Genomic DNA, 11,853 nt, shown 5'->3' on the forward strand with positions numbered 1-11,853 from the left:
GCCGCCCGGGCAGCATCGGAATCCGCAACTGCTCGGTGACCTGCGCATCCGCCAGCACCTCATCGGGCAACCCCGTCGGCTCGGGCCCGAACAGCAGCACATCCCCCTCGCGATAGGCGATATCGGTATTACGCGTGGTCGCCTTCGCGGTGAACGCGAACACGCGCTCCGGCCGCAGCGTTTTCCAAGCGGCAGCAAGGCTTTCGTGCACCGTGACGGATGCCAGATCGTGGTAATCCAACCCCGCCCGCTTCAACTTGGGCTCCGACAGATCGAACCCCAGCGGCTCGATCAAATGCAGCTCACACCCGGTCCCGGCCGCCAGCCGGATGGCATTACCCGTATTGGGTGGGATACGAGGCTCGAAGAACACCAGATGAAGCACGGCCACAAGCATGGCATGGGGTGAGGATGCGAGAATTGGGGCGTGACCGAAGCCTCCGTGACACCCGCGTATCGCACCGGTCCGGTGGGCCGCTTTTTCCGGACGCATCTGCCCATGCTGTTGGTGGTGGCGGTGCTGGTGGTTGCCGTGGTGTTCGTGGCGCAGGACCGGTGGCGGCGCGGGGCGCTCTTTATCGGGGGTGGTGCGCTGCTGGCGTCGGCGCTGCGGCTGTGCTTGCCCACCGCGCGGGTCGGGCTGCTGGCGGTGCGCAGCAAGCCGTTCGATGTCGGCGCGTATGCCGTGCTCGGCGGGGGCATCATCGCGCTGGCGGCGACGATCACGCTCGTCGGCGTGAGCTGAGCCGCGTCGGTCGGTCAGGCGCGCAAGCGGCGCGCCGTTCGCGCCAGGTCCATCGTCTCGCCCAGCAGCTTGCCGACCGCCTCGGTTTCGGTGAGGAATCCGTCGTGCCCGTCGCGGGAGCGCACGACCTCGAGGCCCTTGCAGCCGGGCAGCAGATCGGCCAGCTCCTGCTGGGTACGCAGCGGATACAGCCGATCAGAGTCGACGCCGCCGACGATGCACGGCACCGGCGTCGCCGCCAGTGCCGCCGCCACGCCGCCGCGGCCGCGGCCGATGTCGTGCCGGTTCATGGCCTCGGTCAGCAGCACGTAGGTGGCCGGGTCGAAGCGCGCGACCAGCTTCTCGGCCTGGTACTCCAGGTAGCTCTGCACCGCGTAACGTCCACCGTTCCAAGGGTTCTCCGCGCCCTGGGCGTTGTTCTCGAAACGATGGTCGAGCTCGAACTCGGTGCGGTAGGTCAGGTGCGCGATGCGCCGGGCGATGCCCATGCCGGTCGCCGGGGTCCGGCCGGTGCCGTGATAGTCGCCGCCCTGCCAGTCCGGGTCGGCCTTGATCGCGGCGATCTGCGTGGTCTGGGTGCCGATCTGATCGGCGGTGGCCCGCGCGCCGACGGCCAGTACCAGCGCGGCGTCCATCCGGTCCGGATGGCCGACGATCCATTCCAGCACGCGCATGCCACCCATCGAGCCGCCCACCACGGCGGCCAGCCGGTCGATGCCCAGCAGGTCGAACAGCCGCACCTCGGCGTTCACCTGGTCGCGGATGGAGATCTCGGGAAACCGTGCGCCCCAAGGCTTTCCGTCCGGTGCGAGGGACGCCGGGCCGGTGCTGCCCTTGCAGCCGCCCAGCACGTTGGTGGCGATCACGCACCACTCGTCGGTGTCGAGCGGGGCGCCCGGCCCCACGATGCCGTCCCACCAGCCCGGCAGCGGGTGCAGTTCGTCGGGCGCGCCGACCACGTGCGAATCGCCGGTCAGTGCGTGCTCGACCAGCACGATGTTGTCCAGCTCGGGCGACAGCTCGCCCCAGCGCTGCATGGCCAGCGAGACGTCGGGCAGCACCGCGCCGTTCTCGAGCCGGAGGTCGCCGATGCCGATGGTGTCGAGCCGCCCGTTCGGCGGCGGCAGCAGCGTGGCCGCCGCCGAACGGGAGGTGCTCGATTCGATACTCACTGTCAACGTGCCGCCGCCGCCAGTCCGGCGCGCAGATCGGCCAGGAGGTCGTCGATGCCCTCGATGCCGACGGCCAGGCGGACCAGGCCGGGAGTCACGCCGGAGGCCAGCTGCTCCTCGGGGGTCAGCTGCGAATGCGTGGTCGAGGCCGGGTGGATGACGAGGGAACGCACATCCCCGATGTTAGCCACATGGCTGTGGAGCACTAACGCGTCCACGAACTTCTTGCCCGCGTCCACGCCGCCTGCCAGCTCGAACGACACGATCGCGCTCACGCCCCGGGGCGCCAGCCGCTTGCCGCGCTCGTACCACGGCGAGGTCGGCAGACCGGCGTAGTAGACGGTCTCGACGCCCGGCTGCTCGCTGAGGAACTCGGCGACCTGCTGTGCATTGGACACGTGCCGCTCGACCCGCAGGCTCAGCGTCTCCAGCCCCTGGCTGATCAGCCACGCGTTGAACGGCGAGACCGCCGCGCCCAGATCGCGCAGCAGCTGCACCCGCGCCTTGAGCGCATAGGCAGGTGCACCGAGCTCGGCGAACACCACGCCGTGGTAGCTCGGATCCGGCACGGTGAAGCCCGGATACCGCGACTGTCCGCTCGCATCCCGCACGGTCCAGTCGAAGGTGCCGCCGTCCACGATCACCCCGGCGATGGCCGACCCGTGCCCGCCGAGGTACTTGGTGGCCGAGTGCACCACGATGTCCGCGCCGTGGCGCAGCGGCTGGATGAGATATGGCGTGGCCGCGGTGTTGTCGACGATCAGCGGCAGCCCGGCCGAATGCCCGACCTCGGCGATGCCCGGAATGTCGAGGATGGAGCTGCTCGGGTTGGCGATGGTCTCGCCGTAGAGCGCCTTGGTGTTGGGCCGGATCGCGGCCTTCCACTGCTCCAGATCGTCGGGATCGTCGACGAAGCCGACCTCGATGCCCAGCTTGGGCAGCGTGTAGTGGAACAGGTTGTAGGTGCCGCCGTACAGGTGCGGGCTGGACACGATGTGATCGCCCGCTGCCGCCAGATTGAGGATGGCCAGCGTCTCCGCGGCCTGCCCGGACGCCAGCAGCAGCGCCGCGACGCCGCCCTCCAGCGCGGCGATGCGCTGCTCCACCACGTCCTGGGTGGGGTTCATGATGCGCGTGTAGATATTGCCCGGCTCGGCGAGGCCGAACAGTGCCGCGGCGTGATCGGTGTCGCGGAAGGCATAGGAGGTGGTCTGATAGATCGGCAGCGCCCGGGCGCTGGTGCTGCCGTCGGGGGTCTGGCCCGCGTGGATCTGCTTGGTGTCGAAGCTCCACTCCGCCGGATCGAGGGCGGGTGTGGACGCGGTCGAGTCAGTCATGGGGGTACTCCGGGAGCGTCGCCGAGACTCGGCGTGGGGATGTTATCGGGGTTCGAAAGATGAACAGCAACAACACATGTGGATGACCTCCTGAAAGTCGCGCTTGCCCTCGGCTTTCGAGAGCCCGGTCATCACCCGGAGCACCCCACCGCAACAGGAGGGTTGCCGGCCAGCAAGCCGGGGCTTAGCGCTGGCACTCATGACCTGACGAACATGGTAACGGATGCCCCACGCACAGAGCGAGCGGTTCCCGAGCCAGCCCCCCACCCCACCCACCCGAACGCCGAAAACCGCACGGCCACACAGGAATTAGCCGCAGCCGCCCGGAAGCCCGGTGCAACCTCCCACCCCGATCCGCATTGCACTCCCGCTCAGCTGGCCCAAACGACATCGGGTTCCACTAGGGTCGCCAAGCGATATCCCACCCCTGCCCTGGTACCCAGCGGTATCGCGCTCCCTACTAGGTGGCGAGTGCGTTGCCGACCGCAGCTCGGTCGGTCCGCCGTCGGCCCCTGCGCAATCGGTCCGGCTTGCGGGCGGACAGCTGGGCAGCCGATGCGTTGCCGAATGCCCTTCGGTGGGTCGGCGATCAAGGTCTGCGTGAGCCCGTCGACTATGTCGAGCACCTGGTCGTGGCTGTCTGGTTGCTCACACCCCGATCGCGGTCATATGCGGAGGCGGAGGTCAGGGGCTCGGGCGGTCCGGGCGGGCTGCTATCGGCCCCCGCGCAATCGGTTCGGCCACCCCTGAACAGGACGGTGCCTGGAAGCGGGGAGAGGCGAACCAGTACGCTTGTCTTGTTTAGCACCTCGAGTCTCGCGGACAATGCGGGGCGTATACGTTGTCTGTTGAACAGCTGGGGTCCGCTCACAAGCGTGTTCGCCTGGTTGTGCAATGGGAGCACCTTCCTAGGAGGACACGAAGATCCATGTCCAAGATCAAGGTTGAAGGGACCGTCGTCGAACTCGACGGCGACGAGATGACTCGGATCATCTGGCAGTTCATCAAGGACAAGCTGATCCACCCGTACCTCGACATCGACCTCGAGTACTACGACCTGGGTATCGAATACCGGGACAAGACCGACGACCAGGTGACCGTCGACGCCGCCAACGCCATCAAGAAGCACGGCGTGGGCGTCAAATGCGCCACCATCACCCCCGACGAGGCGCGTGTCGAGGAGTTCGGCCTCAAGAAGATGTGGCGGTCGCCCAACGGCACCATCCGCAACATCCTCGGCGGCACCATCTTCCGCGCCCCGATCATCATCTCCAACGTGCCGCGCCTGGTGCCGGGCTGGACCAAGCCGATCATCATCGGCCGTCACGCCTTCGGTGACCAGTACCGCGCCACCGATTTCAAGGTGCACCAGGCGGGCACCGTCACCCTCACCTTCACCCCCGAGGACGGCAGCGAGCCGATCGTCCACGAGGTCGTGAAGGTTCCCGAGGACGGCGGCGTCGTCATGGGCATGTACAACTTCAAGAAGTCCATCGAGGACTTCGCGCGGGCGTCGATGAACTACGGCCTGCAGCAGAACTACCCGGTCTACCTCTCCACCAAGAACACGATCCTGAAGGCCTACGACGGCATGTTCAAGGACACGTTCCAGGAGATCTACGAGACCGAGTTCAAGGACCAGTTCGACGCCGCGGGCCTCACCTACGAGCACCGCCTCATCGACGACATGGTCGCCTCCGCCCTGAAGTGGGAGGGCGGCTATGTGTGGGCCTGTAAGAACTACGACGGCGACGTGCAGTCCGACACCGTGGCGCAGGGCTTCGGCTCGCTGGGCCTGATGACCTCGGTGCTGCTCACCCCGGACGGCCGGACCTGCGAGGCCGAGGCCGCGCACGGCACCGTGACCCGTCACTTCCGCCAGCACCAGGCGGGCAAGCCGACCTCCACCAACCCGATCGCCTCGATCTTCGCGTGGACCCGCGGCATCGCTCATCGCGGCAAGCTGGACAACACCCCCGAGGTCATCGGCTTCGCGCAGACCCTCGAGGACGTCGTCATCAAGACCGTCGAGAACGGCCAGATGACCAAGGACCTGGCGCTGCTGGTCGGCGGCGATCAGGGTTATCTGACCACCGAGGAATTCCTCGGTGCTCTCGACGCCAACCTGGCGCGCGAGCTGCGCTAGCGCGGCACCCCACATCGTTCCGGGTGTGCAAAGGTCGGAACGACGTGAGAGACGTCCGGGCACCCGCCCCCACCGCTCGAGGTGGTCGCGGGTGCCCGAATTGTTTTACGGATCAGTAGGATTCATCGGCCGGTCGATTCCGGCAAAAAGCGCGCCGGAATGACGGAGAAGCGCGCCGGATGACGGAGAGGCGCGCGCCGGAATGGCGGACGGTGCGCGAAGCGCCCGTGATCTCCGCGACAGCGGCCGATTTTCCGGCGCTCGTGCAGCAACTCGATTCCGGGTGAAAGTAGTTCTCCGCCAACAGTGTTCGGGTATGTGCGGGAGTGGTCCGCAGGCGGGCATCCGACCGGTGAGTGAGATCACGTTTGGTGGGGGTATCGAGGTCCCTACCTGCCGTGTTGCGCTTTAATCGTGGCCTCACCGAATGTGCCCGAAGTGGCCTACCCAGACACCGCGCCCTCCGCCGTGCTCCCGCACGGCCACCCCGACGCGCCCGCGCGAACCAACTGGCACATCCCGGCAATGCTGGCGTTGGCGCTGGGCGGTTTCGGCATCGGCACCACAGAATTCGTCACCATGGGTTTGCTGCCGGATATTGCGCGCGCCCTCCACGTCTCCGAACCCACTGCCGGGCATGCCGTTTCGGCCTATGCCCTTGGCGTGGTCGTCGGCGCCCCGCTGCTCGCCGCGCTGTGTGCGCGCATGCCGCGCAAGCGCCTGCTCATGGCGCTCATGATCGCGTTCACCCTGGGCAATGTGGCCTCGGTGATCGCGCCCAGCTTCGATACCCTGATGCTCGCCCGCTTCGTCTCGGGCCTGCCGCACGGCGCCTACTTCGGCGTCGCCTCGCTGGCCGCCGCGACACTCGCCCCGGTGGGGCAGCGGGCCAAAGCGGTTGCCGCAGTTATGCTGGGCTTGAGCGCCGCCAATGTTGTCGGCGTTCCCGCGGCCACCTGGCTGGGCCAGCATCTCGGCTGGCGGGATGCCTATATCGTGGTCGCCGTCATCGGCCTGGCGACCGTGCTGGCCATCGGCCGCTTCGTGCCGGAACTCACCGGCGTGCGAGTCACCGATCCGCGGACCGAGCTCGGTGCGCTGCGCCGCCCGCAGGTTCTGCTCACGTTGCTGGTGGGCGCGGTCGGCTTCGGCGGCATGTTCGCGGTGTACACCTTCATCGCGACCACCCTCACCGATGTGTCGCACATGTCGATCGGATTGGTGCCGGTGGTGCTGATGCTGTTCGGCCTCGGCATGATCGCCGGGAACATCCTGGGTGGCGTGCTCGCCGACCGCGGCGTCGACCGCGCGATCTACGTCTCGATGATCTCGACGGTGGTCATCCTCGGCGGTTTCGTTGCCGCCGCGCACAACCCGATCACCGCCGCGCTGGGCGCGTTCTTCGTCGGCGCCTGCGGCGCCTCGCTGGGCCCCGGCCTGCAGACCCGCCTGATGGACGTGGCCCACGATGCCCAGAGCCTGGCCGCCGCCCTCAACCACGCCGCGCTGAACATGGCCAACGCCTCGGGCGCGTGGCTGGGCGGCGTGGTGATCGCCGCCGGGCTGGGGTACACCGCTCCGGCTGCCGTGGGCGCGATGCTCGCTGTCGCGGGGGTGGTGTTGTTCACCGTGACGGTGTGGTTCGCCAAGCGCGGCTCGGTATCGACCGAATGCACTCCATTGGAGACCGTTGCCGAAGGGGAGTGCTTCTAGACCTCCGATCGCCCTCGCCATTTCCGTTCAGACCTGCATGAAAGTGTAGAATTCGCGAAATGACCAGGTCCGTCGCACCCAAGCCGCAGCGTCGCACGCAGGAGCAGCGGAGTAGTGAGATGCGGGTGCGGTTGCTGGACGCGACCATCGACTGCCTGGTCGAGTACGGATATGCGGGGACCACGACGCCGCGGGTGGCCGAGCGGGCCGGGGTGACGCGGGGGGCGCAGGTGCATCATTTCGGGTCCAAGACGGATCTGGTGGTGGCGGCGATCAGTCACCTCGCGCAGCGGCGCACCGAGGCGGCCATGCAGGAGCTCGGCCGGGTGCGGGTGGGCGACGACCCGATCGGGCAGGTGCTCGACTCGCTGTGGGCGCTGCATCAGGGCCCGCTGTTCGTCGCCGCGATGGAGCTGTGGGTGGCGGGCCGCACCGATCCCGTGCTCGCCGCGGAGGTGGAGAAGGTCGAGCCGTTCGTCAACAATGCCGTCCTGATGGCCGTGGCCCGATTCGTCCCGGACGAGTTGCGCCGCAAGGAGGCTCGCGACTTCGTCTACACCGCCATGGACGCCCTGCGCGGCATCCTGGTCTCCACCTTCATCTCCTCCGACTCCGACCGCGCCCACCGCCGCTGGGAACGCGCCTCCGCCCACCTCCGCCGCGCCGCCGAGTCGACCCTGCCGGGCCTCGGCATGACGGATTAGCGCGACATCCGGGTCTGACTTACCCGTCCGGCGGGCGCGGGTCGCCCGCCATTCGATACGGCCAGCCCGTCGTTCCGGCGTGGCCTGCACTTTCGCTCCGGAGTGGCCTGTTTCGTTCCGGCGTGGCCTGCACCTTCGTTCCGGCGTGGCTCACTCGTCGTTCCGGCGTGGCTCACTCGTCGTTCCGGCGTGGCTCACTCGTCGTTCCGGCGTGGCTCACTCGTCGCTCCAGCGTGACTCACCCGTCTTTCCGGCGTAGCTCACCGTCGTTCCGGCATGCTTTTGGCCGGAATCGGGAGAGATTCCGGCCAAAAGCATGCCGGAATCTTGGGTGGGAAGCATGCCGGAATCTTGGGTGGGGTCTGGCGTTTTGTGGCCGCCGACCGGGCGGGCGGGCAGGTGCGACAACTCTTCGGAAAACTTCTCTTGCCATGTTACATACAGCTCTGTATGTTTGTTTCTAGTCCGGTTCGGATGGATCGTCCATGTCGTCGCGCGGTCGGCGGCCAGATGTGAGGAGTTCGATGGCGAACAAGGTCTACGTCGTCGGGGTCGGTATGACGAAGTTCGAGAAGCCGGGGCGACGCAAGAACGAGGACGGCAGCGACTGGGACTACCCGAACATGGCGCGGGAGTCGGGGACCAAGGCGCTCGCGGACGCCGGGATCTCCTACGACCGGGTGCAGCAGGCATACGTCGGCTACGTGTACGGCGAGTCCACCTCGGGCCAGCGCGCGGTCTACGAGCTGGGCATGACCGGCATTCCGGTCGTCAACGTCAACAACAACTGTTCCACCGGGTCGACCGCGCTCTACCTTGCGGCGCAGGCGATTCGGGGCGGGCTGGCCGACTGCACGCTGGCGCTGGGCTTCGAGAAGATGCAGCCCGGCTCGCTCGGCACCATGTACGACGACCGCGAGCAGCCGATGGCCAAGCACATGATGGCCCTGGCCGAGATCTCCGAGGTGCTGTTCCCGCCGGCGCCGTGGATGTTCGGCGCGGCCGGCCGCGAGCACATGAAGAAGTACGGCAGCACCGCCGAGCACTTCGCCAAGATCGGCTACAAGAACCACAGGCATTCGGTGAACAACCCGTATTCGCAGTTCCAGGACGAGTATTCGCTGGAGGACATCCTGGCCTCGCGGATGATCTACGACCCGCTCACCAAGCTGCAGTGCTCGCCGACCTCCGACGGCTCCGGCGCGGTGATCCTGGCCTCGGAGGCGTTCGTCGACGAGCACGGCCTGGCGTCGCAGGCGGTCGAGATCGTCGGTCAGGCCATGACCACCGACTTCGCCTCCACCTTCGACGGCACGGCCAAGGGCATCATCGGCTACGACATGAATGTCCAAGCGGCGCGGCAGGTTTACGAGCAGTCCGGCCTGGGCCCGCAGGACTTCCAGGTGATCGAGCTGCACGACTGCTTCTCCGCCAACGAACTGCTGCTCTACGAGGCCCTGGGGCTGTGTGGCGAGGGCGAGGCCCCCGCGCTGATCGACGGGAACCAGACCACCTACGGGGGGAAGTGGGTGGTGAATCCGTCCGGCGGGCTCATCTCCAAGGGGCATCCGCTGGGGGCGACGGGGTTGGCGCAGTGTTCGGAACTTACCTGGCAGTTGCGTGGGAAGGCGGACAAGCGCCAGGTCGACAACGTGAATGCGGCGCTTCAGCACAATATTGGGCTGGGTGGTGCGGCGGTTGTGACGGCTTATCAGCGTGCCGAGCGGTGATCCCGGCCAAAAGCATGCCGGGATCAGGAGATTGGGCTATGCCGGGAACAAGGGGGGACAACCATGTCGGGAACAGGGGATAAGAGAAGAAAGCGGGATTCATGGGTCACATCGAGTACACCAAGAAGATGACTGCCGGTCCGGAGGCGTTGTGGGCGGTGGTGGGGAATCCGCATAGCTGGGGTGACTGGTTCTCTATTCACGAGCGGTGGATGGAGGAGCCGCCTGCCGCGTTGGCCGTGGGTAATAAGCTGGTGGCCAAGGTCGTCATGCTCGGGATGGCCAATAAGTTCGAGTGGAATGTGGCGGCGGTCGAGGCTCCGAATACGCTCACCCTCACCGCCAGCGGAATGGCGGGGGTGAAGGTCGAATTCAGTTTCGATATCGCGGCCGCGGGGGACGGCAGCGAACTGTCGATCAAGGGCGATTTCGAGGGCGCGCTGATCAAGGGCGCGCTGGGCAAGGCCGTGGAGAAGGACGGCCTGAAGCAGCTGGAGAAATCGCTCGAGGCCCTCGACGCGCTGGCGGCGAAATGACCGAGACCACCGGCCGGGTGGTCGAATTCGACGACTCCGGGCTCGGCCAGTGGTCCGACGAGGAGCACTTCGAGGTCACCCGGGCCCGGATCGCCGAATACGCCGCGGCCACCAACGATCCCATCGAGGCACACCGCGACGGCGACGTGGCCTCGCCGATCTTCGCGATCGTCCCGGTGTTCGAGGCCATGCTCGTGCCCGTCATCGATGTCGCGCCGACCGACATCTTCGGCCGAGTGGTGCACGGAGAGCACGACATTCACTTCCACCGCCCGATCCGCCCCGGCGATCGGCTGACCGCGCGGGCACGGGCGATCGGTTACGCGGGCCGACCGAACGGCAGCACCGTCACCATCCACATCGAAACCCGTTCCGACACCGGCGAACTGGTCAACGAGCAGTACCTGACCGCCTTCTTCCGTAAGATCGACGCGGGCCGGACGGTCGGAGAAGCCGCGCCGGAGCACCGATTCGACGAGACCCTGCGCGAGCGCAACCCGGTCGCGATCGTGCCGCAGCACATCGACGACGATCAGACCTACCGCTACGCACCGGCTTCCGGCGATCCGGTCCCGCTGCACCTGGACGAGCAGGTCGCCAGGGATGCCGGGCTGCCCGGCATCATCGCGCACGGCCTGTGCACCATGGCCTTCGCCTCGTGGGCGGTGCTCACCGAGGTCGGCGGCTCGGATGTGGCCCGCCTGAAGCGATTCGCGGTCCGCTTCGCCGACCTGGTCTTCCCCGGCGACGACCTGGAGACCCGGATCTGGAAGGCGAAATCGGAGAACGGCGTCACCGCCTACGCATTCGAGACCGCCCGTGGCGGCGACGTCGTCCTGCGCGACGGCCTCGCCGAGCTCGCAGACCGACCGTAATCTGTTAGGAGACAACGAATATGGGCGCACTGGAAGGTAAGGTCGCCGTCGTTACCGGCGCGGGCCGCGGCATCGGGCGCGAGCACGCGCTGCTGTTCGCGCGCGAGGGCGCGGCGGTCGTGGTCAACGATCTCGGCGGCGACAATGCCGGGGAGGGCGCCGACCGGGGCCCGGCGCAGGAGGTCGTGGACGAGATCGTCGCGGCCGGTGGGCGCGCGGTCGCCAACGGTGACAGCGTCGCCCTGTGGGACGGCGCGAAAAACCTTGTGGAGCAGGCTATTTCGGAGTTCGGCAAGCTCGACGTCGTCGTCAACAATGCGGGCATCCTGCGGGACGGCTTCATTGCCGGGCTGGAGGAGTCGCAGTGGGACGCGGTGCTCGCCGTGCACCTGAAGGGGCATTTCAATCTGCTCCGGCACGCCGCCTCGTACTGGAAAGATCAGGCCAAGGCCGGTAATCGGCCGAGCGCGGCGGTGGTGAATACGGCCTCGGCGTCGGGGACCACGATCCCGAATGCCGGGCAGGCCAATTACGGTGCGGCCAAGGCGGGTATCGCCGCGCTCACCCTGGTCGCGGCCGACGAGCTGGAGCGCTACGGGGTGCGGGTCAATGCGATCGCGCCGATGGCGCGCACCCGGCTCACCCTCGCCACTCCCGGCATGGGCGCGATCTTCGCCGCCGAGGTGCCCGAGGGCGAGTTCGACGCGTTCAGCCCGGCCAATATCTCGCCGCTGGTGGCGTATCTCGCCTCCGACAAGTGCCCGATCACCGGCAAGGTGTTCGCGGTCCAGGGCGGGGCGATCTCCGAGCTCGCCGGTTGGCACGATGTGAAGACGATCGAGACCGAGGGACCCTGGCTGATCGACGATATCGCCGCTCGGCTGCCGTAGGGAAA

12 protein-coding genes and 1 riboswitch are annotated in these 11,853 nt (G+C 67.4%); of the genes, 8 read left to right on the forward strand and 4 right to left on the reverse strand.

Annotated elements, in window-relative coordinates:
* A partial coding sequence (locus tag HPY32_RS00005) for a tRNA (cytidine(34)-2'-O)-methyltransferase (RefSeq protein WP_171982673.1) occupies nt 1-385 on the reverse strand: 385 nt, incomplete at its 3' end.
* 114 nt (nt 386-499) lie between these two features.
* Here HPY32_RS00005 and HPY32_RS00010 point away from each other — a divergent pair.
* On the forward strand, nt 500-745 hold the full coding sequence (locus tag HPY32_RS00010) for a DUF3017 domain-containing protein (RefSeq protein ID WP_082871155.1): 246 nt from the start codon (nt 500-502) through the stop codon (nt 743-745).
* A gap of 14 nt (nt 746-759) precedes the next feature.
* Here the strand turns inward: HPY32_RS00010 and metX are convergent, their stop codons facing one another.
* On the reverse strand, nt 760-1,923 hold the full coding sequence (gene metX / locus HPY32_RS00015; RefSeq protein WP_082870869.1) for a homoserine O-acetyltransferase MetX: 1,164 nt from the start codon (nt 1,921-1,923) through the stop codon (nt 760-762).
* Nucleotides 1,920-3,254 carry a bifunctional o-acetylhomoserine/o-acetylserine sulfhydrylase gene (locus HPY32_RS00020; RefSeq protein WP_067581708.1) on the reverse strand — a complete coding sequence of 445 codons (1,335 nt, stop codon included), beginning with the start codon at nt 3,252-3,254 and terminating at the stop codon, nt 1,920-1,922. Before HPY32_RS00020 ends, metX begins: the two co-directional genes overlap by 4 nt.
* A 94-nt stretch (nt 3,255-3,348) precedes the next feature.
* A riboswitch (SAM riboswitch) is annotated at nt 3,349-3,459 on the reverse strand.
* A 723-nt stretch (nt 3,460-4,182) separates the two neighbouring features.
* Here HPY32_RS00020 and HPY32_RS00025 point away from each other — a divergent pair.
* The 3 genes from HPY32_RS00025 to HPY32_RS00035 all read left to right on the forward strand — a co-directional run bounded on the left by HPY32_RS00025 (nt 4,183) and on the right by HPY32_RS00035 (nt 7,817).
* Nucleotides 4,183-5,400, forward strand: a complete 1,218-nt coding sequence (locus HPY32_RS00025) for an NADP-dependent isocitrate dehydrogenase (protein ID WP_067581712.1) — start codon at nt 4,183-4,185, stop codon at nt 5,398-5,400.
* A 525-nt stretch (nt 5,401-5,925) separates the two neighbouring features.
* The gene (locus HPY32_RS00030; RefSeq protein WP_067585385.1) at nt 5,926-7,113 is read left to right on the forward strand and encodes an MFS transporter; all 1,188 of its coding nucleotides are present in this window, start codon (nt 5,926-5,928) and stop codon (nt 7,111-7,113) included.
* 59 nt (nt 7,114-7,172) lie between these two features.
* Nucleotides 7,173-7,817: a TetR/AcrR family transcriptional regulator gene (locus HPY32_RS00035; protein ID WP_067581715.1), complete on the forward strand. Its 645-nt coding sequence runs from the start codon at nt 7,173-7,175 to the stop codon at nt 7,815-7,817.
* A gap of 216 nt (nt 7,818-8,033) precedes the next feature.
* Here HPY32_RS00035 and HPY32_RS45530 read toward each other — a convergent pair whose 3' ends face one another.
* Nucleotides 8,034-8,159 (reverse strand): hypothetical protein, encoded by a 126-nt coding sequence (locus HPY32_RS45530; protein WP_269456477.1) that lies wholly within the window; start codon nt 8,157-8,159, stop codon nt 8,034-8,036.
* Nucleotides 8,160-8,341: 182 nt separating this feature from the next.
* Between HPY32_RS45530 and HPY32_RS00040 the strand changes: the two genes are divergently transcribed.
* The 4 genes from HPY32_RS00040 (at nt 8,342) to HPY32_RS00055 (ending at nt 11,848) form a co-directional block, all read left to right on the forward strand.
* On the forward strand, nt 8,342-9,547 hold the full coding sequence (locus HPY32_RS00040; RefSeq protein WP_067581718.1) for a lipid-transfer protein: 1,206 nt from the start codon (nt 8,342-8,344) through the stop codon (nt 9,545-9,547).
* A 101-nt stretch (nt 9,548-9,648) separates the two neighbouring features.
* Complete coding sequence (locus HPY32_RS00045) at nt 9,649-10,083, forward strand: type II toxin-antitoxin system Rv0910 family toxin (protein ID WP_067581721.1); 435 nt, start codon at nt 9,649-9,651, stop codon at nt 10,081-10,083.
* Complete coding sequence (locus HPY32_RS00050) at nt 10,080-10,958, forward strand: MaoC/PaaZ C-terminal domain-containing protein (protein ID WP_067581725.1); 879 nt, start codon at nt 10,080-10,082, stop codon at nt 10,956-10,958. The genes HPY32_RS00045 and HPY32_RS00050 overlap by 4 nt, the downstream gene beginning before the upstream one ends.
* 20 nt (nt 10,959-10,978) lie before the next feature.
* Nucleotides 10,979-11,848, forward strand: a complete 870-nt coding sequence (locus tag HPY32_RS00055; protein ID WP_067581728.1) for an SDR family oxidoreductase — start codon at nt 10,979-10,981, stop codon at nt 11,846-11,848.
* Nucleotides 11,849-11,853 lie beyond the last annotated feature (5 nt).

Origin of the sequence: Nocardia terpenica, from assembly GCF_013186535.1 — a bacterium.
Lineage (GTDB): Bacteria > Actinomycetota > Actinomycetes > Mycobacteriales > Mycobacteriaceae > Nocardia > Nocardia terpenica.